The sequence below is a fragment of the Methanosarcina siciliae T4/M genome (assembly GCF_000970085.1).
Taxonomy (GTDB): Archaea; Halobacteriota; Methanosarcinia; order Methanosarcinales; family Methanosarcinaceae; genus Methanosarcina; species Methanosarcina siciliae.
Genome location: NZ_CP009506.1, coordinates 1,224,594 through 1,251,587, shown reverse-complemented (window position 1 = coordinate 1,251,587; position 26,994 = coordinate 1,224,594). Strand labels below are relative to the sequence as shown.

Genomic DNA, 26,994 nt, shown 5'->3' with positions numbered 1-26,994 from the left:
ATTGTTCCATCGCCATTTCTCTTTCTACAAAATTATAAACACCGGACTCATGAAGTGCCAATAATGAAAAGTAATTATGATCGACAGATTCTTGCCTTGAATGACGCAGAGTTAGAGAAATTCGTCAATGATTGGATTAGTTGCAAGGCTAAGGGTTACTTTGAAGTTGCTAGATTCTCTGGTGCTGGTGATTTGGGGCGAGATGTAGTCGGATTTCTTTCAAAAAAAAAGCACGAAGGGCCTTGGCATAACTATCAATGCAAACAGTATGGAAGGAAACTTCCTACGGAAACAGCTATTCTGGAAATTGGCAAAATACTTTATTACGCGAACAAAGAAGAATTTTCAGTTCCTGAAAGATATTTCTTTGTTGCTCCACGCGGTGTGAACCGGAATCTTGAAAAACTCATTTACAATCCCAGTCGGTTTAAGACAAAACTAATTGATGGGTGGGATCAGTACTGTTCTACAAAAATAATTGATGGTTCGGAGATCCCTCTTGATGGTGACCTAAAGGCATTCATATGTGCCTTCGATTTTTCGACTGTTGAACGTTTAACTCTTGATAATATCCTGAAAGACGCTTGCATTAATCCTGTGCTTCATAAATGGTTTGGTGAGGAACTAGGACCAGCACCCAAGGGTCAGACACCGGCAGAAGTTCAGGATTCAGAACTTCCTTACATAAAGCAGCTTGTCGGCGTATATAGCCAGCGGTGTGGACGAACTTTTGTTGACTATAAAGAGGTTGAAAAACATCATGAATATAATGTCCACCTGTTACTGCAACGTGAACGCTTTTATGACGCTGATGCATTTAAGCGATTTTATCGCGATAACACGGAGCCAGATGTTCTCGACTCGTTTGAAAAAGATATTTACCACGGGGTCATCGACACGTTTAATGCTGAACATAAAGATTTTCTAGCCCGCGTAAACGCTGTCATGACGCAGGCTTCAAACGTGCAGGTAGCTGGGCCACTTGCTAAGTATGCACGTGTTCCGGTCAAGCAAGGTGTTTGTCATCATTTAGCAAACGAGGGTGATTTAATAAAATGGCATCAATAAAAGATTTGGATGAACCAAGGAATGCAGTTTTATTCAATAGCCCTCTCGAGACTGGTGTGCGTGCGGTAGTTGTTCTTAATGCGGCCTATCCTAAAGCTTTTGACCTATCTCAAATTACATGGTTTGATCATCTGGTCGTCCATACAAGCGATATCGGAGGTCCAATGAGTCTTCATCCAGATCTGCCATCTCGTAGCGGTGAACTATTGGTTCGTCGGAGCTTAATTGAAGAAAGCTTAACGTTAATGCGCCGTCTACATTTAATTGATATTCTTGCTGATGAGCGTGGAATTGTTTATCAAGCCAGTGATGAAGCGTACTCTTTTGTTGAGTTGATGCGCTCTAAATACGCCTGTGATTTAAAAGCAAGGTCAGAGTGGCTCGCAGAAAATTTCTGTAATATGGATAAAGAACAAATGAAGAAGTTAATTACAGACAAATTAGGCAGATGGAGTATAGAATTTCAGCATGAAGCAATATCTTCGGGGTCTCGAATGTGACACACAAAGGATTGATTATTAGACATCTTGTGTTTACCGGACCTAATATGAAGCCAGCTGGCTTAGATTTCGAGCCGGGTTCAAACCTTATTTATGGAGCTTCAAATACTGGTAAGTCATTTACACTGAAATCGCTTGATTTTATGTTTGGAGGCAAAAAGCAGCTACCCGATTTTAATGAACGCAAGGGGTACGAAGGAATTTGGCTTGGTTTCTCTCTAGAAGGCGTAGGTGATTTCACCCTGTTCAGAGCAATTTCAGGAGGCTCATACAAACTCTATGATGGCCTCGTAAAATCGGCTCAAATTAGACAAAAAGTAAAAACTTTGTCTTCAATACATAATTCTAAAAAAGACAATAATTTATCTCAATTCTTATTAAAATATTTAGAACTTGCTGGGAAGCTTGTGGCCAAAAATATAGCAGGAGAACAAGATAGTCTGAGTTTTCGGAATCTTGTAGAAATCCTGTTAGTTAATGAAACGGATATTCAGATCGAAAGGTCACCTATTGAAAGCGGAAACAGTATGACTCGCACGAAAGAACGTAGCGTGTTTAGATTACTTCTCACTGGCACAGACGACAGTTCAATTGTGACTAATGATAACGAAAATACCTTCATAACATCAAAGACCGCTCGGCTTGAAATGATTGGAGAGATGATTATCAATGTCGAGTCAAAATTAGCGGAAAACTATCCGAATATCGATGATCTTCAAACCCAGCTTAAATTATTAGATGAGCAGTTCAAGCAAATTCAGATAGACCTCGAAAACGCTCAGAAGCCAATTATTAAACTAGTCGAAAAAAAAAGGTCTTTGTCGGTGGATATTTCGAAAATTAGTACAAGGCTGGAAGAAGTTCAACTTCATATAGAACGCTTTAAACAACTCGAAGAGGTTTATCTCTCTGATATTGAAAGACTAAAAGCATTAGAGGAAGCAAGTTTCATCTTGTCTCTTAGTAGTGATTTGGATTGTCCATTGTGCGGTGCACCTGCTGAAATGCAGAAACATACTGAATCATTAAGAAGTATCGGAGAGATGCAGAATGCATCACTTGTTGAAATTAAAAAAATCGAATTACAACGCTCCGACCTCAAAGATACTGTGCATAGCCTTGAATCTGAAAAAGAGAAGCTTAAAGCCGTACTTAATGATCTTAAAATTAATCTTGAGAAAGTCGAAAAGGAGATTTCTCTGCTTGTTCCAGATGTCAATAAGAGCCGTCTCGAACTTGGGAAGATCATTGAAGCTAGGGATCATGCAAGAAAAGGATTATCTTTTCTCGAACAGAGGGATGAATTATTCGTGAAGAGGAAGGAATTGAATAACCTTAAGAAACCCTCGAAAGCAGACAATCCTAAATTAAACCTTCCAGCAAATGAAGTGAATGAATTCTGCAAAGTCGTCAGCAAAGTACTCAAGCAATGGGAATTTCCTGGTGACTGCAATGTGTCATTTGATTACAAAACATATGATCTGAGAATTGATGGAAAACTACGCGTTGACAATGGTAAAGGTGTTAGGGCTATAATACATGCAGCCTTCAAGGTTGCACTTTTGTTGTATTGCCGTGATCGAGAACTTCCGCATCCAGGATTCGTGGTGCTCGATACTCCGCTATTAACTTATCGAGACCCGATGAAAAATCCAAGGTTAGGAGATTTAACAGATGATGAAAAAGCGCTCGCAAAAACTTCTGTAAAGGAGCGGTTCTTCGAACATTTAGCTTCGATATCTCCCCTAGGTCAGATCATAGTATTAGAGAACATTGATCCTCCCGAAAACATAGAGGATCTAGCTCACGTGCATTTGTTCTATGGAAACACTGGAGAGGGTCGATATGGCTTATTCCCAGTATCTACTAATGTATAAAAACAGATGCAGATGAGCAAAGGTCCATTCTCATATGAAATCTAAACCAGCTAATTGGACACGAATGTATTCATATATCAAACTCTTTTCACACCCATTTCCTCAAAAAAACCCTGAAATCCAGGTCTCTCAACATGCAAACGTCTGCATCTTCTACTATCTCAAAGCCTTTGCTGACGCTCTGATGCACATGTTTTCCGAGGGAGCAGTTTACAAGCTGTTCTTCAAGGAGCCCTTTTGCAGTGGGATATTTTCTCTGGACTTCAAAGACATACTTTCCGCCTTCTATATAGCCTCCGAAAACATTTTCAGCTCCTTCGTACTTGGCTTTGAACTTCTCGGCATGTTCCCTGACCCAGACCGGAGGACCGATTCTTTTCTTGACGTTGGGGAGGGTGCCAGAGATCAGTTCAATCATGATTACGGTTTCGGGCTTTCCTGACCAGACACCGGTTTTGATCACCGAAAAATCGTATTCGTGCAGGAGGGCAGCTGCAGCCTGTTCCATTTTGTAGAGCTGAGGGTAGAGGACATCGTCCACGACATCGGGGGTTTGGAAGACGATTGCGAGCTGGGAACTTTTCCGGCTTTCCAGCTTCTCAAGGAATTCTCTGTCTTCAAGTGGCGCGAGGGGGGGCGGGAAAAAGAATTTGAGTCCGGGGTTTTTCAGAAACTCCCGGCAGTGATCCATGAACATGCAGAACTTGTCAAGGGAGAGAGCTGCTGCAACGTTCCTTTTCGGGTCGGTCGGGTCTACCATTATCAGAGGTTCGTCGTGCTCCGTTTCCGAGTGCTGCATAATGTCTATTTTCTTGCCGGGTTTCCAGAAGCAGGCGGCTTTTACGGTGTTTTCGAAAGAGCCGTAGTGAATGATCAGGAGTTCGGTCAGATAGCCTGAAAAGCCCTGTGTTTTCAGCTCCGAGCCGTAGACTCCGCCTCCGCGCATGAACTGCTTCATGAGCAGGACATCGTCTTCCCGGCCTTTGATGTGGGTTTTTACGAATTCGTTGTGGAAGGGTGTCCTATCCACTGCGGATTTGAGCTGGCAGGCGGATGCGACCCGGAAGCAGGGGACGAGGTCAACGTCAAAGCCTTTGAAAACAATGTTCAAATAAGGGTGTTCAGCATGGCGGTCTTCGGCATGTTCTGCTTTTTTTGCCACTTCCCGCGCAATCTCCATGCCCCTGCTCTCCAGTTCTCCCCTGGAAGTCTCTTCGGGGAAGCTGATAAAAACATCAATGTCATGGGTACCCGAAAGCCAGGTGCCTCTTGCGGCAGAGCCGACCATTTTTACAAAAATATCCGCTACACAAAGTTTCTCTGCTGCCGCTTTTACCTCTGTTGCAAGTTCCTCCTGAACTGCCGTGAGTTTTTTTCTTTCGGTTTCCGTGGGTTTGATCTTTTCAAGTACGGCAAGTTTCAGGTCTTCTGGAATGCTTGTATCTTTTTCCATGCCCGGGACGGCTCCATATATTTTTTCTATTCTGAAGGTTAATTCTCGATTTTGAAGGTTGATTATTGAGTTTCTGAAGGTGAATTATTGGTTCGCTTCAGATGAATTTTTGATTTTCCGAAGGTCAGTTGGTGAATCCGAGATTGATTCTTTGTATTGCAGTTAATTTATATTGTAGTTATTCGTAGTTCTGCAGTTAATTAATTATTCTGAAATTTATTCTTGATTCTACAGGTCAGAAATCTTCTCTTTTAACTTATATTTTATGGATATCCGGGCAGAATTTCAAAAAGGATTGCTGTTCTTCGGGTTGGGGGATTGAAAATGCACTTCTTCGTGGGGGATGGGTCTCAGGTAAGGGGTATTCTCCGGAGCTTCCTGTAATAGAAAATATACACACTTTAAATAAAATAAGCAGCATTTTTTATCTCCCGAATCTTGTATTTTTGGAGGTTTGCCTTCTCTTTAACTTTAAGTTCCGTAGTCCCTGTCGGTTTATTTCGAATTTGATCAACCCATTCTGCCCTCGATCCGTTCTGCCTTCGATCCACTTCAGGTATCGATCCACCCCAAGTTTCATGAAAACCCGGTTGTGATAAAAAATGTTAGTCTGGCTGTACTGGATTATCACTCTTACAATTGCTACTTATGCATCCGTCTATGTTATTAAAAAAATGCCTGAAAATGGTTTTACCGTGCTCACCGCTTTTTATGTGGTTTACCTTGCGGCTTCCCAGGTCCTTGCCACGCGCATTATTGTCTTTGACCTCGGCTTTTCTTCTTTCTTCGCTCCTGCGGCAGTTTTCATCTATCCTTTTATTGCTCAGGTCGTGGATATGATCAATGAAGTCTATGGGGAGAGGAAGACACATATCTCCATCTTCATTGCTTTTGCGACCCAGGTCCTGTTCGTGCTCTTCATAGGTATGGTCACAAATCTCAGTCCCGCTCCTTTCTTTGAACTGGAAGACGCCTGGATGAGCCTCTTTGGGCTGAGCATCAGGATCACAATTGCAAGCTGGGTTTCTTTTCTGGTCTGTTCGAACCTTGATGCCTGGGTTTTTGCATCCCTCAAAAAACACTTTTTACAAAAAGAAAAAAACTTCAAGCACGATACCCTGATTAACCCTTACATCTGGCTTCGCTCGAGTGCAAGCGACTTTGTTAACCTTACACTGGACTCCCTGATCTTTGTCGTTATAGCTTATTACGGGGTTATGCCTGTCCTTCCTCTGGTTATAGGGCAGCTTATCAGTAAGAATGTAATCGGTTTTCTGGATAATCCCTGGTTCGTGCTTTACAAAAAACTGCTCAACAAGTAAAAAATTGATCTATAAGTAAAAAACTATTCTAAGTAACGATGATTGCTCCACAAGTAAAAAACTCTCTATAGTAAAAACATTTTTTCTTTCATTTTCAGGATTCCATATTTCATTTTCCCCTGCTTGTAATAACAACTACCCAAAAACCTTTATTCAATCCATGCAATACCTTGAACTGTATATTATTGAATATTTTAATATCTTTATCGTAAACGGGGATATTCGGGCTCAGGAAAAATTCCAGGGAGTGTTCTGGAAACTTTTTTGTTTCTATTTTTCTCTCTGGCCTTCCAAAAGCTTGCCCCCCTGCTCCATTATCTCAAAAGGAGGTCTAACTTGGGGACTAAAAAATATATAATTACGTTATGTCTGCTTCTGGCACTCGGATTGCTTTGCGAAACTGCAGCTGCAGTGATTTCAAATTCAACAGGCGACCGTATCTGGGATGAAAACGCAAATCAGAGTCTCACTTATACCTGGACTCCCCAGACGTATTCAGGCTTTTACTATGATCTGGATACCGGGGAAGGTTCCGAATATATGACGATCCACCTTACCGCCGGCAGCCGGAGCATCGCAAAAAACGGGTTGGAGTATGAGACAAAACCCATAGAAACGGAATTTGAATATGGAGACTGGGGTTCCTACCAGGTCATAGGGTTTATGGCTGAGAGGTATTTTGCCGGATACACCGAAAATTCCAGCTTTGTAAATGAAGAAATAAGTGTTATTTCGGACGGGCAGCTCTCGAAGATCCTGATCGATAGTGATGACCGGGAATCCATGTATACAGGATCTTCTCTTATACTTGAAGAAGGTTATTCCCTGAACATTGTCGAGGTAGATGTCAGCGGAGATAAAGTATGGGTCCAGCTCGAAAAGGACGGGGATGTAGTGGATAACGGCTTCCTTTCTTCCGACAGTGACTATGTTTATGAAACCGATCTTGGGGATACGGAAGATGTACCCCTTATTGCAGTCCACCTTGATCAGATCTTCAGTGGTGCGGAAACCAATGCTGTTTTTGTTGATGGGATTTTCCAGGTCTCGGACGAGTATGTCAAGATCGAGAATGGGGACAGATTCGAGAAAATGGAAATTAGTTCCACATCGAGTTCCGGAATCACAATGAAAAACCGGGATTCTTTTACTCTTAGCAAGGGAGACACCGTCGAAATAATGGGGATACTCAGCTTCCTGGTTGCTGATGACGATGACATCCGCTTTGCCCCCATTGTTGAGACTTCCGAGCCCGGAACCTACGAATTGAGGGGAACGGTCCACGATGAAGTGTTTGATACGACTGTCTGGACCCCGTTCAATTTTGAAGGCTTCTATTACAATATCGATGAAAATGTCTCCACCGAGAGCCTGACTCTCACCGAAGACATCAGTGGGAGGTCAATTGATGACGAGACACTTGTTTATTCCACCAGCCCTGCCCTTGTGAAATTCGAGCACGAAGACTGGGGGAGCTATGAGGTTATTGGCTTTATGGCAGAGAAGTATTTTGCAGGCTACCCTGATGATACTTTTGGAAATTCAAAGAGCGTGAGCGTGCTTTCGGACAATATCCTCGCAAAGGTCCTGATTGATGACGATAACAAAAAATCGATGTTTACGGGCTCTTCGCTTACACTTGATGAAGATTATTCCCTGGAAATTGCGGAAGTGGACGTCAATGGAGATACCGTATGGGTGCAGCTCAAAAAGGACGGAAATGTGGTGGATGAAGGTTTCCTTTCTTCTGACAGTGACTATGTCTATGAAACCGACCTCGGGGGTGCAGAAGATCTTCCTCTCATTGCAGTTCATCTTGATCAGATCTTCAGCGGTACTGAAACCAATGCTGTGTTCATAGAAGGGGTCTTCCAGATCTCCGAAGATTATGTTGAGCTTTCCCAGGGCGATTCATTCGGTGAGATGGAACTAAGCACGATTTCCAGCTCCGGAATCAGGATGAAGAACGAAGACTCGATCTCCCTCTCAAAGGGCAATACCATTGACTTGATGGGCAACGTTAAGTTCAGGGTTGCTGACGCCTCAGTCCTGCGCTTCTACCCCTATGTCGAAGTCGAGACTGCTGCCCAGGACCAGCTGGAAATAGAAACTCCTGATGTCCTTGTGGTCGGGCAGGCGGCAGAAATCCTGGTCACGGCAAGAAACGCTTCAGTCAGTGAGGTAGAACTCTTCCTTGATGACGAGAGCATAGGGACTACAGGAGACGACGGAACTCTTACGTATACTCCAACTGAGGAAGGAAGCTTCACCCTGTCTGCAAGCAAAGCAGGGTATATTTCCGGAACTGAAGATGTGGACGTTGTAGGAGCAGGGGTCCTGAAACTGCTGCTCTCAGTCTCTCCGGAAACCATCAATATAGGAGACCAGATTAGTATAAAAGCTACCGACTCTGTCGAAAATAAGCCTGTCTCCGGAGTGGATATCTACTTTGGAGGCCAGAAGGTTGAGGGACAGACGGGCACAGACGGCACTGTATCTTACGGGGTAACCGCTCCGGGTACATACACGGTAAATGCCACAAAGACAGGTTATGAAGAAGGCGAAACTATTGTCGAGGTTTCCGAAGACAAAGCCGTTTTTGAATATTCGGACTTCTCAATCGAGCCTGCTTCTGTTGAGGGCGGAGATGCCGTTACGATTCGGGTGAATGTTGAAAACACCGGTAATATTGCAGGAGAAACTGAAGTGGACATGCTGGTTAGCGGCGAATCCGTTGATTCAGAAACTGTGAGCCTGGATGCTGGTGCAAGTACAATTGTCGAATTCTCTCATACCGAGACGGAGGCAGGAAATTATACCGTTGAGGTAGGGGACATGAGCGGGACTTACGAAGTTACGAAGTCAACTCCTTTTGTCAGCGGAATTGCAACTCTCGGAATACTCGCCATCGCATTTGTACTGCTAAGGAAGAAAAGGAACTAATCTGAAAAAGAAGGAGTTTAACTAGAAACGAAGAAATTGACCGAAACTTCGGGTTTTAGAGATAATACCCGAATATAATTCGGTATTTCTTTTTTGGCAGGACCGGATATTTTGATTCTGATTTCCGGTTCTCAATCTCTTATTTGTTCTCAATCTCTTTTTTGATATTTGCTGCTCAGTATATTCAGATTTGATCTTTTCAGGTTTACCCGACAAAAGGGTAGGTAGTTTGGAAGTCAATATACTGGGTAAAATCAGTACAAATTATATAACCTACAAATAATATTTATAAACAGGGCTTTATAACATAATTTCAAGATAAAACACGAAAACAGGACGAAAAATAATGTATAAAAATTGAGAAATAGAATCAAATTCATATCGATTTTATCAATCTTAGCTTCAAGATTCAAACTTGTTATCATTTTTGTTAGATTTATATTTTCTTACTCCGATTACCATTGGCTGTTTGGAAGTAAAGGTGTCAGATAGTTTAACTCGTTGTGGCCACCGGTGAACTGTGGAAACAAAGATTAAACAGCATATCGTTAGCAGTATTTCTTCCGGATCACCTCCTACGAAATTTAATTTAAAATTCAGTTGATTGAACACTAACTGAAAACATAGGGGATAAACAACACATCCATAGCTTATTTCGAAGATCCTGATAAATCAGCATCAACTTATAAGCCAAAAACTCACCGAAAAAATAGTTCCATGAATTTTCCCTCCAGTATCGAAAAAATGTAAAAACGGCATGTAAGCAAAGTAAGAGATCCTTTAACGGGGCCCAAAATCCGCCTTATCTTCAACTCTTTCCAGAATTACGGTTAGCCTGCCGCTTCAAGGAGGTCCGAATTCCTTTCTCGGACACACCCTTTATCAGGACGTGACCGAGATTCCGCACAGGCTAACCAAACCCCTATGAAAACACAGGAGGATTGATATAACGAAATGGGGAAATATAAGATTTTCGTTTGACTTATTGCTCTTGCTTTTGATAAAGTTGATACCTTATTTAAAAACTTTTGATTTTCGGATATCCGTGAAAAACCAGTAGAACGGAAAAGAATCCGGAAACTTCTTCATTTTTAAGTGATAAGGCGAAGGACAATTTCCAGGCAGAAAAAGCAGAGCGGACTTCACACAAGGGTAAGGTTCAGCCAAAGAAAGGCCTCGTAAAGAAAGCAGGGAAAATTGAAGTGACTCTTCTGTCTCCTCTGCCGGATCAGGAATATGCCCCTAAGGACCTTGACGGAGACGGACTCTATGAAGACCTCACCGGAAACGGGGAGTTCAGTTTCGTAGACATAGTGGCTTACTTCCACAATATGGACTGGATAGAGGCAAACATGCCGGTGGAGTACTTCGACTTCAACGGGAACGGAAGAATAGACTTTGATGATGTAGTGGATATGTTTGCAATGATATAAGAAAAAGAAAAAAAAGAAAAAGAAAAAAGATGAAGGGAAATGGAGAAAATTTTCTCAGGTTCCCTTCTATTTTCCCTTTTTTCCTTCTTGAGTCTCATGGAGCCAGAAAAACTCTTCAGCAGTTTCCCTGAATATCATCATCGTTCCGGTGATTTCCTTTTAGGTCTCCCTTTTCAGTCCTCGAATTCGGAGAACTATCCCCTGGAAAAATCAGTGAGCTCCAGTATCTAACTCTCAAAAACAGAGGAAGCTGTGACATAAATGTTACAGCCATAGTCAGCGACTCCTCTGCTGGAGATGAGCTTTTCAGTCAGGGACTGATGCTGGACTCTCAGCTATGGAATAATTACTGGAAAGTAGTAGGAAAGAACAGTCAGGAAAACACTTCAGTAGCTCTAAAGGTTCCGGCTGATTATGCTGGTTCAGGGAACAAAAAAGGAACAATAACCTTCTGGGCGGAGGCAGCCGAATAAAGCTGTTATCCTCCTTTCTTTTTTTGAATAAAAGTTCAAGATTTATACTAAAAGAGGCAAGAGGGAAATTGTTAGTCAACCAGCTAAGAATAATTAGCCAAAGATTTTAATCTGTAGAACTCAAAGATAATCAATTAGTTCACTCAGATACAATTAGTTCAATCAATTATTTCAGGAAAGATCAAAATATCCGCAGAATATGTTCCGGATAAACCTTCAAAAACTCCGGTTGATCTGACACTTCAAAAGGTCCGAAACCTTATCTGACTGCAATATGGAATTCGAAATGCAGACAGACTCTTCCGCTCAGACCAAACGACAACCCCATAAAAACATAGGAGGTCTTCAAAAAAAATAAGAAATTGAGCACTTATTTTTCTTTACACAGTTCTAGTCTGAATTTTTCCCTGCTCCGGAAAGGCAGGTATGTCCTTCAGCAAAAATTTTGTGAACAATATAAATTTTTGCCTAAAGGGCGAATTTTAATTTGAGCTGTGTTTTTCATATTCGGCATTTTTCCGGATTTTGAAATGCTATCATTATCTGTTAGGTCACCGGAATTTTCTACAGCTAAGTAGTTCAAAACCGGTTGATCCCAGAATCCTCAGAATCCGTGAGAATAAAAAAACAGAATAAAAAAATTCAGTCGCTTCTTGCTTTCTTCAAAGGTCCGAAAATCCTTGAACCAAAAACAATTTTCTGTCCGGGCAAACCGATTATCAAATCGTAAAGTGTCCGGACATTTCCGTGCAGGTAGGCTGAACCCCTATGAAAAAAGAGGAATAGAAATGCAAAAAAAAAGGTTTTTTGTTCTGACAACAATAATGCTTTTACTTTCCATAGCCATGCTGGCCATGCCAGCTGTTGCTACCGGTGAAGCAACAATAACAAGAACGATTACTCCCTCAGAAGTATCTGACGGAGATACCTACAATGTAACCCTTACAGCTTCCTTCAATACTGACGAGGATTCCATCGTAATACACGAAGATCTTCCTGCAGACTGGAGTCTTACTGAAGTTGACAGTGGACGCTACATCTGGAACACTTCCGAGGAAGATTATACATTCCTGGATTTTTACGGCACAGTCAACCTCACCGGAGTCACTGACACCATAACCTACAGTGTCACAGTGCCCGACGGAACAGTATCCGGTACCTATGATTACGGACCAAGCTATGTTGCAGGTGAATCTGAAAGTGAGGAGGAATATGCATGGACGGTAAATACCACAGGCGATGACACTGTGACCATCAACGCGGTCAGCCTCAACATCTATTCTACTGCAATGGAGAACACCAATCCCGGAGCACCTGATCCTGGGATACCAGGTTTCGTAGGTCCGAACGGTGACGGCAAGACCGACTGCGGCACTGTGAACCCTATATTTATAACCTGGGCCAGCACGGTCGTGGACTACTCTCCAGCTAACCAGGTCATCGGGCCACCGTTTTCCGATCCGAGCAAGACCCTCGGTCCGGTGACCGGCGATAACTTTGACATCGTCAGCCTGGGAGATCTCAATCAAGATCAGATAAATGCAGGCGAACTACCTGGATCCGTAACTCTCGGGTTCGACTTGCCCATCGCTAATGGTGAAGGACCGGACCTGGCGGTTTTTGAGAATGGTTTCATCGTTTCAGGCACGGAGAGCATATTCGCCGAGCTAGCTTACGTGGAGGTATCCACTGACGGCATTGTCTTCGCGCGCTTCCCCTCGATATCCCTGACTTCCGGACAGGCAGGCGGATATGGGAGTATAGACCCCGCTTATGTATACAACCTGGCAGGGAAACACGTCAATGCTTATGGCGATTCCTGAGGCACGCCCTTCGACCTGAGCACCCTTGCGCAGGCACCCGAAGTGCTGAATGGGAGTGTGGACCTTAACTCCATCAACTACGTCCGCATTGTGGATATCCCGGGCAGCGGGGACTTCAAGGACTCCCAGGGCAACCCCATCTATGATGGCTGGGTGACATGGGGTTCGGGCGGATTGGACCTGGAGGCGGTTGGCGTCATCAACATTGGTGTGGTTAGCGCACCAGAGGCTAACTTCACCGCCGATGTGACCTCCGGGACCGCACCGCTTACGGTACAGTTCAATGATGAGAGCACTGGTGTAATACTTGACTATGCCTGGGATTTCGATAACGATGGGATTGTGGACTCAACCTCACAGAACCCCTTGTTCACCTACGAGGCTGCCGGCACATACACCGTCAATCTGACGGTATCCAACACCGGCGGATCGAGCACCGAGACCAGGGCCGATTACATCGTCTCCGTCCTGCCGGACTCACCGGTAGCCGATTTCTCCGTTGATGTGACCAGCGGTTACGCTCCGCTGACCGTGCAGTTCACTGACCTTACCACCAACAGACCAGTCAGCTGGGCCTGGGACTTCGAGTCCGATGGCATAATCGACTCGTACGAGCAGAATCCCTCCTGGACATATAATGCCGCTGGTAACTATACAGTGACTCTGACTGCCGCTAACCTGGCGGCTTCGGATACTGTCACCAGGGTCAATCTTACCTCAGTGGAAAATTTGCCACCGATGGCTGATTTCTCAGCTGATACTGTGGCCACGTTAATAGGATGCAGCGTGCAGTTCACCGACCTGTCTACGAACTCTCCGACTTCCTGGCAGTGGGACTTCAACAATGACGGTACAATTGACAGTACGATGCAGAATCCGAGCTACACATATACGACCGCAGGAACATACACCGTCAATCTGACGGTGAGCAACCCTGCAGGAAGCGGTGACGAGGTCAAGAGCGACTACATCATCGTGAATGAGCAGGCCTCTCCGGCCAGTGATTTCACCTACACCAGTGACGGCAGCTCTATCACCATCACTAAATACATAGGTGCGGGTGGTATTGTCCTCATACCCGCGGAGATAGAGGGACTGCCTGTCACTACTATCGGCACCAGTGCGTTCCGAAGCTGCTCTGCTCTGACAACTGTAACCATCCCGGACAGCGTCACAACCATCGGCGCCAGCGCGTTCCAAGGTTGCTCCGCTCTGACAACAGTGAGCATCCCAGACAGCGTCACAACCATTGGTGATTATGCATTCATGAGCTGCTCTGCTCTAACAACTGTGAACATCCCGAACAGTGTTATCAGTATTGGCAAGTATGCGTTCTCTAGTTGTTCTGCTCTGACCACATTGGCCATTGGCAGCGGTGTCACAGCAATTAGCGACGGCGCGTTCTATAACTGTCCTTCTGTGACCACAGTGACAATCGGTAGCGGCGTAACTAACATCGGTGCCAGCGCATTCCAAGGTTGCTCCGCTCTGACAACAATGAGCATCCCGGACGGTGTCATCAACATCGGTACCAGCGCGTTCCGAAGCTGCTCTGCTCTGACAACTGTAACCATCCCGGACAGCGTCACCAGCATCGGTAGCTCTGCGTTCTGCGGCTGCTCCGGACTGACAATAGTTACCATCGGAGGCGGGGTTACAAGCATCGGAGGGGTTACGAGCAGTAGCAGTTTTGCGTTCTCTGATTGCTCTGCTCTGGCCGCGATCGATGTCGATGCCGACAACAGTGTGTACACTAGCATCGACGGAGTCTTGTACAGCAAAGACGTCACAACTTTGATACGATGTCCGTCAGGAAAGACCGGGTCTGTATCCATCCCGAACAGCGTCACTAGCATCGGCAGCTATGTGTTCCCAGACTGCTCCGGACTAACAACAGTGACCATCGGAAGTGGGGTTACGAACATAGACAATTCTGCGTTCTCTGGTTGCTCTGCTTTAACCGCGATCAATGTCGATGCCGATAACAGTGTGTATGCTAGCATCGACGGGGTCTTGTACAACAAGGACATCACAACGTTGATACAATGTCCGTCAGGAAAGACGGGTTCGGTCACCATCCCGGACAGCGTCACCAGCATTGGCGACAACGCGTTCTATGGCTGCACTGCCCTGAACTCTGTGACCATCCCGGACAGCGTCACCGAAATCGGCACCAGCGCATTCCAGGGCTGCATCTCCATTACCTCGGTGAACATAGGAAACAATGTCACCAGCATCGGCAACTATGCATTCTGCGACTGTATCGCCCTGACCTCTGTGACCATAGGAAATAATGTCATCAGCATCGGCAGCTATTCGTTCAAGGGCTGCGCTGCCCTGACCTCTGTGACCATCCCGGACAGCGTCACCGAAATCGGCACCAGCGCGTTCCAGGGCTGCATCTCCATTACCTCGGTGAACATCGGTAGCGGTGTCACCAGCATAGGTAATTCTGCGTTCCGCCAATGTTCTGCCCTGACAACTGTAACCATCCCGGACAGCGTCACAACCATCCTCGGCTATGCGTTCCAGGACTGCTTCAGACTGACAACTGTGACCATCGGAAGTGGGGTTACGAGCATAGACAATTCTGCGTTCTCTGGTTGCTCTGCTCTAACCGCGATCAATGTCGATACCGATAACAGTGTGTATGCTAGCATCGACGGGGTCTTGTACAACAAGGACATCACAACGTTGATACAATGTCCGTCAGGAAAGACGGGTTCGGTCACCATCCCGGACAGCGTTACCACCATCGGCGACAGTGCGTTCTATGGCTGCACCGCCCTGACCTCGGTCACCATCCCGGGCAGCGTCACCACCATCGGCAACAGTGTGTTCCGTGGCTGCACCGCCCTGACCTCTGTGACTATACCGGACAGCATCACCAGCATCACCAGCTATGCGTTCTACGGTTGCACCAACCTGACCTCTGTGACTATACCGAACAGCGTCACCACCATCGGCGACTATGCGTTCCGTGACTGTACCGCCCTGACTTCGGCCACTATCGGCAACGGCGTCACCAGCCTCGGCAGATATGTATTCCGTGAATGCACCGCCCTGACTTCGGTGGTGTTCATGGGCAATGCTCCGACTGTGTACAGCAACTGGGTGTATGGATGCACCAACCCGGTGGTGTACTACTACGAAGGCGCTACCGGCTTCACCACGCCGACGTGGAACGGCGTCGCCTGTTACCCGCTGACAGCGGCCCCGGTGGCGGACTTCGAGGCCGACGTGACATCAGGAATCGGACCTCTGATTGTGAATTTCACGGATCAGTCCACAGGTTCACCTACTGCCTGGGCATGGGACTTTGACAACGACGGAAACGTGGACTCAACTGAGCAGAACCCCTCGTATACATATACTTCAACCGGTACTTACACTGTCAACCTTACGGTTGCAAATGCAAACGGAACCGATTCCGAGGTAAAGACTGATTACATCACAGTATCCGAACCATCTACGCCTGCAGAACCGGTTGCTGCTTTCACTGCTGATGTAATTGCCGGAACTGCTCCTCTAACAGTTAACTTTACCGACCAGTCCTCAGGTACACCTACTGCCTGGGCATGGGACTTCGACAACGACGGAAACGTGGACTCAAGCGAACAGAACCCGAGCTACACTTATAATGCAGCAGGAAATTACACCGTAAATCTGACTGTAGAAAATGCCGTTGGCATGGACTTCGAGTTAAAAACGGATTACATAGAAGTTTCCGAAGCTTCCGGGTCAACTGTAACTCTCTATTTCGACCCGGAAAGTTCCTCAGTTTCAGAAAACGAATCTACTGAAATAAATCTCGTTGCAAGCAATTTCCCTGAAGGCCTTTCGGGCTACAACCTGACCATTGCTATCGACGACCCGGCTGTTGCCGAGATAGTTGATATAGAGTATCCCTCCTGGGCTCTTATTACTGAGAACTCTACCCTGCCTGGAACTTCTATCTACATGAAGACTGTTGACCTGGAAGATGCCGTTCAGGAAGGAGCAGCAGATGTTGTGCTTGCTACTCTCACGGTTTCCGGAAAGGAGAAAGGATCTGCGAACCTTTCGATAGGGGTTAAACGTCTGGAGGAAGATTCAGGAGAAACTATAGAACCAGAGTTTTTAACCGGAAAAATTAAGGTGACCCTTCTGTCTCCCCTGCCTGATCAGGAATATGCTCCTAAGGACCTTAACGGAGACGGACTCTATGAAGACCTCACCGGAAATGGAGAGTTCAGTTTCGTGGATATAGTGGCATACTTCCATAACATGGACTGGATAGAGGAAAACATGCCGGTGGAGTACTTCGACTTCAACGGGAACGGGAGGATAGACTTTGATGATGTTGTGGATATGTTTGCAATGATATGATTAGGAAAAAAGAAAAAAAAGGAAGTAGATGGAGAAATAGAAGGAAAGAAAGCAAAATAGAGAAAAGATTCTCATATCCAGCTGATTATGCTGGTTGTGGGAATAAAAAAGACAATAACCTTCCGGTGGAGACAGCAGAATAGAGCTGTTTCCTCCTTTCTTTTTTGAATGAAAGTTCAGGATTTTTTACAGGGGGAAGAGCAACCTGACCGAGAACAGTTCAATTATTGTATAAATCAGGCTATTGTGTACCCGAGGACTTATGCAGGTGAACTGAAATCCATGTCATTAAGCATTAACAATTTGTGCCCACATAGACTTATTATCCAACTTGTTTTCTTTTTACACAACAGTCATTAGTATTTTTTTATGTATGTGGTAATTCAAATATTTTAATCTGTTGCTGCCCCTGCTGATATAATATCTCCAAGATCGATGAAAAACTCCTGTAAAGTTGAGCTGACACAGAAGTACAAAACAACGAATTGAATTCCAACCTGCAAAAAACTTAGTATTCATTAACTTCATGAGTGCATGGAAAAATTTTATAAATTATTTGAGTTAACAACAGCAGAAACCGGAGCATGCTCAATAACAGGGAAAAGAATAGCAGGTAAAAAAAATCTGGAATAGCATTTGAAAAATTTTCTTCATTCCTTCAGAGTCCTGAAGGAGCGTGTTACCTATAAGGGTAAGAATAATTAGCCAAATATTTTTATTTGTAGAAGCTACAAATATCAATCTGTTTAATTGTATCTAATTAGTTAGATCAAATATTTCTGAAAAACCTGGAACATTTAGACAAAATTATTCCATACATTACAAATTTGTATGCAGCTAAGATACGAAAATTCCTTAATAATTTGGTTGGTCTGACGCTTCAAAAAGGTCCGAAACCTGATCCGGTAGCCCCACCATACACTAAATATGGTCCGATTCTTTCGCCCAGAACGACCGCCAACCCCATAAAAACATAGGAGGATCTCAAAAAAAGAAACTAAAAACACTTGTTTTTATACACGGCTCTGCCTGAAATTTGTTTTAAACGAACTGAAAGTAAGGTATGCCCTTCATCAAAAATAGTGACAAGTATTGAAGCATTTTTTTTCTAAAAGGGCGAATTTTAATTTGAGCTGTGTTTTTCATATTCGGCATTTTTCCGGATTTTGAAATGCTATCATTATCTGTTAGGTCACCGGAACTTTCTACAGCTAAGTAGTTCAAAACCGGTTGATCCCAGAATCCTCAGAATCCGTGAGAATAAAAAAACAGAATAACAAAATTCAGTCGCTTCCTGCTTTCTTCAAAGGTCCGAAAATCTTTGAACCAAAAATAATTTCCTGACCTATCAAACCGCTTCTCAAATCATTGGTAGGCAGGACATTTCCGCGCAGGCAGGCTGAAACCCTATGAAAAAAGAGGAATAGAAATGCAAAAAAAAAGGTTTTTTGTTCTGACAACAGTAATGCTCTTACTTTCCATAGCCATGCTGGCCATGCCAGCTGTTGCTACCGGTGAAGCAACAATAACAAGAACGATTACTCCCTCAGAAGTATCTGACGGAGATACCTACAATGTAACCCTTACAGCTTCCTTCAATACTGACGAGGATTCCATCGTAATACACGAAGATCTTCCTGAAGACTGGAGTCTTACTGAAGTTGACAGTGGGCGTTACATCTGGAACACTTCCGAGGAAGATTATACATTCCTGGATTTTTACGGCACAGTCAACCTCACCGGAGTCACTGACACCATAACCTACAGTGTCACAGTGCCCGACGAAACAGTATCCGGTACCTATGACTACGGACCAAGCTATGTTGCAGGTGAATCTGCAAGTGAGGAGGAATATGCATGGACGGTAAATACCACAGGCGATGACACTGTGACCATCAACGGGACCATCCTCAACATTTATTCTACTGCAATGGAGAACACCAATCCCGGAGCACCTGATCCTGGGATACCAGGTTTCGTAGGTCCGAACGGTGACGGCAAGACCGACTGCGGCACTGTGAACCCTATATTTATAACCTGGGCCAGCACGGTCGTGGACTACTCTCCAGCCAACCAGAGCATCACGGCAGGGTTTTCTAATCCGAGCATCGCCCTCGGTCCGGTGACCGGCGATAACTTCAACATCGTCAGCCTGGGAGATCTCGATCAAGATCAGATAAATGCAGGCGAACTACCTGGATCCGTAACTCTCGGGTTCGATTTACCCATAGCTAACGGCGAAGGACCGGACCTGGCGGTTTTTGAGAATGGTTTCATCGTTTCAGGCACGGAGAAAATGTCCGCCGAGCTAGGTTATGTGGAGGTATCCACTGACGGCATCGTCTTCGCGCGCTTCCCCTCGATATCCCTGACTTCCGGACAGGCAGGCGGATATGGGAGTATAGACCCCGCTTATGTATACAACCTGGCAGGGAAACACGTCAATGCTTATGGCGATTCCTGAGGCACGCCCTTCGACCTGAGCACCCTTGCGCAGGCACCCGAAGTGCTGAATGGGAGTGTGGACCTTAACTCCATCAACTACGTCCGCATTGTGGATATCCCGGGCAGCGGGGACTTCAAGGACTCCCAGGGCAACCCCATCTATGATGCCTGGGTGACCTGGGGTTCAGGCGGATTAGACCTGGAGGCGGTTGGCGTCATCAACATTGGTGTGGTTAGTGCACCAGTGGCTAACTTCACCGCCGATGTGACCTCCGGGATCGCACCGCTTACGGTACAGTTCTATGATGAGAGCACTGGTGTAATAATACTTGACTATGCCTGGGATTTCGATAACGATGGGATTGTGGACTCAACTTTACAGAACCCCTCGTTCACCTACGAGGCTGCCGGCACATACAACGTCTCATTGACGGTATCCAACACCGGCGGATCGAGCACCGAAACCAAGGCCGATTACATCGTCTCCGTCCTGCCGGACTCACCGGTAGCCGATTTCTCCGTTGATGTGACCAGCGGCCCCGCTCCGCTGACCGTGCAGTTCACTGACCTTACCACCAACGGACCGATCAGCTGGGCCTGGGACTTCGAGTCCGATGGCATAATCGACTCGTACGAGCAGAATCCCTCCTGGACATATAATGCCGCTGGTAACTATACAGTGACTATGACTGCCGCTAACCTGGTGGCTTCGGATACTGTCACCAGGGTCAATCTGACCTCAGTGGAAAATTTGCCTCCGATGGCTGATTTCTCAGCTGATCCGGTGGCCACTTTAATAGGATGCAGCGTGCAGTTCACTGACCTGTCTACGAACTCTCCGACCTCCTGGCAGTGGGACTTCGACAATGACGGTACAATTGACAGTACGATGCAGAATCCGAGCTACACATATACGACCGCGGGAACATACACCGTTAATCTGACGGTGAGCAACCCTGCAGGAAGCGGTGACGAAGTTAAGAGCGACTACATCACCGTGAAAGAGCAGGCCTCTCCTGCCAGTGATTTTACCTATACCAGTGACGGCAGCTCTATCACCATCACTAAATACATAGGGTCGGATGATATTGTCCTCATACCCGCGGAGATCGAGGGACTGCCTGTTACTACTATCGGCACCAGCGCGTTTTACGGCTGCTCTGCCCTGACAACTGTAACCATCCCGGACAGCGTCACAACCATCGGCACCAGTGCGTTCCAGGTTTGCTCCGCTCTGACAACGGTGAGCATCCCGGACAGCATCACAACCATCGGCACCAGCGCGTTCCAGGATTGCTCCGCTCTGACCACAGTGACAATCGGTAGCGGCGTCACTACCATCGGCACCAGCGCGTTCCAGGATTGCTCCGCTCTGACCACAGTGACAATCGGTAGCGGCGTCACTACCATCGGCACCAGCGCGTTCCAGGATTGCTCCGCTCTGACAACTGTAACCATCCCGGACAGCGTCACCACCATCGGCGACAGCGCGTTCTGCGGCTGCTCCGGACTGACAATAGTTACCATCGGCAGCGGGGTTGCGAGCATCGGCGGGGTTACGAGCAGCAGCAGTTTTGTGTTCTCTGATTGCTCTGCTCTGATTTCTATCGATGTTGATGCCGATAACAGTGTGTACACTAGCATCGACGGAATCTTGTACAGCAAAGACGCCACAACTTTAATACGATGTCCGTTAGGAAAGACCGGTTCCATATCCGTGCCGGACTGCGTCACCACAATCGAAAGGGTTGCGTTCTATGGTTGCACCGGTCTTACCTCTGTGACTATTCCGGACAGTGTCACCAGCATCGGCACCTATGCGTTCACTGCTTGCTCTGCTCTGACTGCAATCGATGTCGATACCGATAACAGTGTGTACGCCAGCATCGACGGAATCCTGTACAACAAGGACATCACAACTTTGATACTATGTCCGTCAGGAAAAACCGGTTCTGTATCCATCCCGGACAGCGTCACCAGCATTGATGTCTCTGCGTTCTCTGGCTGCACCGGTCTTACCTCTGTGACCATTCCGGACGGTGTCACCAGCATCGGCACCTATGCGTTCTACGGCTGCTCCGGACTGGCAACTGTAACCATCCCGGACAGCGTCACCAGCATTGATGCCAGTGCGTTCCGTGGCTGCACCGCCCTTGCCTCTGTGACCATCGGAAACAATGTAACCAGCATCGGCTACTATGCGTTCCGCGACTGCTCTGGACTGACAACAGTGACCATCCCGGACAGCGTCACCAGCATCCCAAGCTATGCGTTCAGTGGCTGCTCTGGACTGACAGCAGTAACCATCGGCAGCGGAGTCACCAGCATAGGTGAGAATGCGTTCTCTGGTTGCTCTGCTCTGGCCGCAATCGATGTCGATACCGATAACAGTGTGTACGCCAGCATCGATGGTATCCTGTACAACAAGGCCATCACAACGCTGATACAATGTCCCTCTGGACAGACAGGTTCTGTAACCATACCGGACAGCGTCACCAGTATCGGGAGACTTGCGTTCCTCGACTGCAGTGCCCCGATTGTCATGGTGTTCGAGGGCAACGCGCCGACGGTAGCCACGTACTGGAATTATAATTGCCCTAATATAGCAGTCTACTACTACGAAGGGGCTACCGGCTTCACAACCCCGCTGTGGAATGGTGTTCCGTGCTACCCTGCTCTCGTCGCCGCGACCGGCAATTTCAGCTCGAACATCGTCTATGGCAGCGCACCGCTCACGGTAGAGTTCACCTATACGGGTGTGGGAGCGAACACGTTCGCCTGGGACTTCGACAATAACGGTACGGTGGACAGCACGATGAAGAACCCCAGTTACACCTACGATGTGCCGGGTACATATTCGGTCAGGCTGAATGTCAGCAACCCCTGGGGCAGCAACAGTGAGGTCAAGACCGACTACATCACCATAGTCGAACCGGTCGATAACTTTACCTATATCTCCGACGGCACCTCGGTGACCATAACCGGTTACATTGGTTCGGGCGGTGATATCGTCATACCGAGCACGATCAAGGGCATGCCTGTCACCACCATCGGCGCCAGTGCGTTTAAGAGCAATACCAACATCACCTCGGCGACCATCCCGGACAGCGTTACCAGCATAAGTGACTACGCGTTTCTAAGTTGCTCCGGACTGACAACAGTGACTATCGGCAGCGGAGTCACCACCATCGGCGACAGCGCGTTCTACGGCTGCACCTCCCTGACTTCTGTGACCATCGGAAACAATGTCACCACCATCGGCACCTATGCGTTCCGCGGCTGCACCGCCCTTACTTCGGTGACCATCCCGGACAGCGTCACCACCATCGGCACCTATGCGTTCTATGGCTGCACCTATCTTACCTCGGTGACCATCGGAAACAATGTCACCAGCGTCGGCAGTAGTGCGTTTCAGGACTGCAGCGCTCTGACATCGGTAACCATCCCGAACAGTGTCACCAGCATCGGCAGCAGTATGTTCCGCGACTGCACCGCCCTTACCTCTGTGATGTTCACGGGCAATGCTCCTGATTCTGTGAGCAGCAGCTGGGCGTCTGGATGTCCCGACCTGGTGGTGTACTACTACGAAGGTGCCACCGGCTTCACCACACCGATGTGGAACGGCGTCGCCTGTTACCCGCTGGCAGTGGCACCGGTGGCGGACTTCGAAGCCGACGTGACATCAGGAATCGGACCTCTGATTGTGAATTTCACCGACCTGTCCACCAGATCTCCGGATACCTGGGAATGGGACTTTGATAACGACGGAACTGTGGATTCTACTGAGCAGAACCCCTCGTATACATATGTTTCAGCCGGCACTTACACTGTCAACCTTACGGTTGCGAATGCAAACGGTACCGATTCCGAGCTAAAGACTGATTACATCGAAGTTTCTGAGTATTCGGGGTCAACGTTTACTCTCTCTTTCGACCCTGAAAGTTCCTCAGTTGCAGAAAACGAATCTACTGAAGTAAATATCGTTGCCAGTAATTTCCCTGCAGGGTTCTCAGGCTACAACCTGACCATTGCTTTTGACGACCCGGCTGTTGCCGAGATAATCTACATCGAGTATCCCTCATGGGCTCTGATTACTGAAAACTCTTCCCTGCCCGGGACTTCTATCTACCTGAAGGCTGTTGACGGAGAAGATGCCGTACAGGCAGGAGAGGCAGATGTTGTGCTTGCAACTCTCACGATTTCGGGAAAAGAAGCAGGATATGCTAACCTTTCTGTAGGAGTTTCCCGTCTGGATGACGATTCAGGAGAAACTATAGAACCATCCCTTTTAACAGGGAAAATCGAAGTGACTCTTCTGTCGCCCCTGCCTGATCAGGAATATGCTCCTAAGGACCTTGACGGGGACGGGCTTTATGAAGACCTCACCGGAAACGGGGAGTTCAGTTTCGTGGATATAGTGGCTTACTTCCACAACATGGACTGGATAGAGGAAAACATGCCAGTGGAGTATTTCGACTTCAACGCAAACGGAAGGATAGACTTTGATGATGTAGTGGATATGTTTGCAATGATATAAGAAAAGCTGAAAGAACTTAAGGGAAAATGGAGAAAACTAACAAAATTCTGTACACACATACGGTGAAACAGGAGAATACACTGTTAGCTTGAAAATTAAGAATGATCAAGGAAGTGATAAGGTCAGGAAGTCGAATTACATAATTGTTTCAAGTTCGACTTCCCTTCCTGTTGCTGACTTTGGAGACGGAACATCTTCAACCTAACAGAATCCTGTACACACATACAGTAAACACAGTAAACCAGGAGAATATACTGTCACCCAGACGGTAACAAAATTCTGCATATTTCTCACTTCAAACCTTATCATAAAATAATATAAATAAGATACGAGCAGGAATGTAAAAGAGAGGATATTAGATAACTCAGATAAAAACTCAAATAAAAATCATTAAAACTCAGATAAGATGCGAGCTTCCCTGGATGGTAAGGATAAAATGCTTGAATCCCTGACGGCCTTTATTATTGACTACGGTTACCTGCATCTTTTCGTCCTGAGTTTTCTGGCTTCTACGGTTTTGCCTCTCGGGTCGGAGGCTCTTGTTATCGCCCTTGTTTACCAGGGGTTTAGCCCTTTTGCCGTGGTTATGGTAGCTACCATTGGCAACTTTCTAGGGTCGTGTACTACTTACTATCTGGGTTTAAAAGGGAGAAATGTACTCGAAAGGTATCTTTCTCCTTCCCCTGAAAAGCTAGAGAAAAGTGAAAGGCTCTTTAACAAATATGGGGTCTATACCCTTCTTTTCACCTGGGTTCCGGGTATAGGGGACGCGATTACCATGGTTGCAGGGCTTATGCAGCTTTCTTTCAGGCCTTTTTCAATCCTTGTTTTCCTGGGAAAATTCGGGCGTTACTTAGTACTTGCTTATTCGGTAGTGTTTTTTAATGGTGGATTTTAAGGTCCTTAAATCACCAGTAAATTGTATTTATTGCTTTTTCTGCGGGCAACCCGGAGCTTTTTAAATCCGGGTTTTTTAGTTTTAGTTTTTTTCTTTTTTGCCTTGGTTTTCTTCCTATTGCAGGTGAACTTTCCTTATTTAACTATATTTCACATTTAAATCTTCTTATTTTTCTTCCACAGTATACCCTCTCTGACTATCTTGTTGCAAGATTTTTTCTCTAAAGGAACCAAATGGATATACTTATATAACTTTGGGTACAATATCTTTTTGCTAAAGCAATTTAAGTTGATTTTTATTTGCTTTGCTTGCCATTCTGACCTATCTTCCGGGTCTTAAAACGGAATATATCTGCGGCTATAACCTCCATTTTTTTATTTTTTTCATTTTGTTTCTTTTTCCTCTGGTTTCTCTGACATTTACACAACTTTACTTTCTATTTTTCACACTTATCATTTTTTAATTCTGAAATTCCCGGGACCTCTGTTCTATTTTTTAAATATATATAAATTTATATTTATTTCTCTTATTTTTATTGCATATTCTGTTTAATCGGTTTCTTGAATTCTTGAATTATACTTCCTTTTGATTCAAGTTTGCTTGTTTTGTTCTTTGTACTCCCAGTTTTGAGAACCTTTTTACGTTTCAACTAATTTTACAGGCTCTCATGCATCTGCTTCTGCCACACCGTAATCTTTATGTATTCAATAACTCAATCTAATTTTACTTAATATCAGTAATATTTACTTGATAATCTTACGGTGATCTTATGCATATAATGGAAGGTTTTTTACCGACTCCATGGTGGCAACTATGGTTTGTAGTATCAATACCAGTGATCGCATTTGGCATTTATAAAATGAACAATCTGATTAAAGAAAAACGCGAAGTACTGCCTCTTCTTGCTGTCGCGGGTGCATTTATTTTCGTGTTATCTTCCCTTAAACTGCCTTCGGTAACCGGAAGCTGTTCTCACCCCACAGGCACGGGGGTTGCAGCAATTATGTTCGGGCCGGCAATCACCGCAGTTCTCGGAACCATCGTACTTATTTATCAGGCAATTTTCCTCGCACACGGAGGACTTACAACCCTTGGAGCAAATGTCTTTTCTATGGGCATAGTGGGCCCTGTGGTGGCATATCTGATCTATAAAGCAGGAATGAAAGCAAATCTCAATTTCTATCTTGTGGTTTTCCTTGCTGCGGCTTTTGGGGACTGGGCAACTTATGTGACTACATCCGTTGAACTTGCTCTTGCGTATCCTGCGGGAGGAGCACTCACCTTTGCGGGCTTTATGAGTTCTTTTGAAAAATTTGCCGTAGTCTTTGCAGTTACTCAGGTACCTCTTGCAATCATGGAAGGAGCTGTCAGTGCCCTTCTCTTCAAGTATGTCATCAACGTTAAGAGTGATATCCTGGTCGAAATGAAAGTCATTGAAGATTCGGTAGTAAGAAAACTGAGAGGGATTTCCTCATGAGTAGAAAACTGGAACTTATTGTACTTGCAATTATTCTTATCTTCACAGCCCAGTTCCTTTATATGTCATCCACAACAGATGCCGAATATGGAGGGGCTGACGGAGAAGCCGAAAACGTGATAAATGACATCACCGGCGGAACCTACGAACCAATTGCAGAACCTATCTGGGAGCCTCCAAGCGGGGAAATAGAAAGCCTCCTTTTCGGTCTTCAGGCAGCTATTGGAGCATCGATCATCGGTTACTTCCTCGGCTACTACAAGGCCAAAAACCAGTATGAGAACGAGCTTGGATATAAAGGGAAAAAAAAACTCGAGAGTGAGAAGCACTCTCTTTAATCTCTTCTTTGCCATTTTTGCTTTCCTTCCTATCCGGGA

Annotated in this window: 15 protein-coding genes and 1 pseudogene; 15 read left to right on the top strand and 1 reads right to left on the bottom strand. The window is 45.8% G+C overall.

Annotated elements, in window-relative coordinates:
- Positions 1-63 precede the first annotated feature (63 nt).
- Genes MSSIT_RS05405 through MSSIT_RS05395 form a run of 3 tightly spaced genes read left to right on the top strand, consistent with a single transcriptional unit; the run spans position 64 to position 3,445 of the window.
- A complete protein-coding gene (locus MSSIT_RS05405) occupies positions 64-1,068 on the top strand; it encodes an ABC-three component system protein (RefSeq protein ID WP_048170655.1) in 1,005 nt (334 codons plus the stop codon).
- A complete protein-coding gene (locus MSSIT_RS05400; protein ID WP_048170653.1) occupies positions 1,056-1,568 on the top strand; it encodes an ABC-three component system middle component 2 in 513 nt (170 codons plus the stop codon). The genes MSSIT_RS05405 and MSSIT_RS05400 overlap by 13 nt, the downstream gene beginning before the upstream one ends.
- Positions 1,565-3,445 carry a coiled-coil domain-containing protein gene (locus MSSIT_RS05395; RefSeq protein WP_048170652.1) on the top strand — a complete coding sequence of 627 codons (1,881 nt, stop codon included), beginning with the start codon at positions 1,565-1,567 and terminating at the stop codon, positions 3,443-3,445. The genes MSSIT_RS05400 and MSSIT_RS05395 overlap by 4 nt, the downstream gene beginning before the upstream one ends.
- Positions 3,446-3,533: 88 nt before the next feature.
- On the opposite strand, the gene cca is transcribed toward MSSIT_RS05395, so the two are convergent.
- Positions 3,534-4,898, bottom strand: a complete 1,365-nt coding sequence (gene cca, locus MSSIT_RS05390) for a CCA tRNA nucleotidyltransferase (RefSeq protein WP_048170650.1) — start codon at positions 4,896-4,898, stop codon at positions 3,534-3,536.
- Between the two features lie 602 nt (positions 4,899-5,500).
- Here cca and MSSIT_RS05385 point away from each other — a divergent pair.
- The 12 genes and pseudogenes from MSSIT_RS05385 to MSSIT_RS05340 all read left to right on the top strand — a co-directional run bounded on the left by MSSIT_RS05385 (position 5,501) and on the right by MSSIT_RS05340 (position 26,955).
- Positions 5,501-6,220: a queuosine precursor transporter gene (locus MSSIT_RS05385; RefSeq protein ID WP_048170647.1), complete on the top strand. Its 720-nt coding sequence runs from the start codon at positions 5,501-5,503 to the stop codon at positions 6,218-6,220.
- Between the two features lie 336 nt (positions 6,221-6,556).
- Positions 6,557-9,163, top strand: a complete 2,607-nt coding sequence (locus tag MSSIT_RS05380) for an S-layer protein domain-containing protein (protein ID WP_048170645.1) — start codon at positions 6,557-6,559, stop codon at positions 9,161-9,163.
- A 1,187-nt stretch (positions 9,164-10,350) separates the two neighbouring features.
- Positions 10,351-10,596 (top strand): annotated as a pseudogene (locus tag MSSIT_RS05375) (hypothetical protein); the annotation flags it as partial.
- Between the two features lie 320 nt (positions 10,597-10,916).
- Positions 10,917-11,069: a hypothetical protein gene (locus MSSIT_RS22910; protein WP_156158795.1), complete on the top strand. Its 153-nt coding sequence runs from the start codon at positions 10,917-10,919 to the stop codon at positions 11,067-11,069.
- A 788-nt stretch (positions 11,070-11,857) separates the two neighbouring features.
- Positions 11,858-12,892 carry a hypothetical protein gene (locus tag MSSIT_RS24575; RefSeq protein ID WP_231590434.1) on the top strand — a complete coding sequence of 345 codons (1,035 nt, stop codon included), beginning with the start codon at positions 11,858-11,860 and terminating at the stop codon, positions 12,890-12,892.
- 42 nt (positions 12,893-12,934) lie between these two features.
- Entirely contained in the window at positions 12,935-17,260 is a 4,326-nt protein-coding gene (locus MSSIT_RS05365; RefSeq protein WP_231590433.1) for a leucine-rich repeat protein, read from the top strand.
- Complete coding sequence (locus MSSIT_RS22905) at positions 17,257-17,403, top strand: hypothetical protein (protein ID WP_156158794.1); 147 nt, start codon at positions 17,257-17,259, stop codon at positions 17,401-17,403. The genes MSSIT_RS05365 and MSSIT_RS22905 overlap by 4 nt, the downstream gene beginning before the upstream one ends.
- A 1,286-nt stretch (positions 17,404-18,689) precedes the next feature.
- Positions 18,690-19,724, top strand: coding sequence for a hypothetical protein (locus tag MSSIT_RS24570; protein ID WP_231590432.1), 1,035 nt, complete (start codon positions 18,690-18,692; stop codon positions 19,722-19,724).
- 42 nt (positions 19,725-19,766) lie between these two features.
- Complete coding sequence (locus MSSIT_RS05355; RefSeq protein WP_231590431.1) at positions 19,767-24,242, top strand: leucine-rich repeat protein; 4,476 nt, start codon at positions 19,767-19,769, stop codon at positions 24,240-24,242.
- Positions 24,243-24,648: 406 nt separating this feature from the next.
- The gene (locus MSSIT_RS05350) at positions 24,649-25,140 is read left to right on the top strand and encodes a YqaA family protein (protein WP_231590430.1); all 492 of its coding nucleotides are present in this window, start codon (positions 24,649-24,651) and stop codon (positions 25,138-25,140) included.
- 769 nt (positions 25,141-25,909) lie between these two features.
- A complete protein-coding gene (locus MSSIT_RS05345; protein ID WP_048170637.1) occupies positions 25,910-26,617 on the top strand; it encodes an energy-coupling factor ABC transporter permease in 708 nt (235 codons plus the stop codon).
- Positions 26,614-26,955: an energy-coupling factor ABC transporter substrate-binding protein gene (locus MSSIT_RS05340; RefSeq protein WP_048170634.1), complete on the top strand. Its 342-nt coding sequence runs from the start codon at positions 26,614-26,616 to the stop codon at positions 26,953-26,955. The genes MSSIT_RS05345 and MSSIT_RS05340 overlap by 4 nt, the downstream gene beginning before the upstream one ends.
- Positions 26,956-26,994 lie beyond the last annotated feature (39 nt).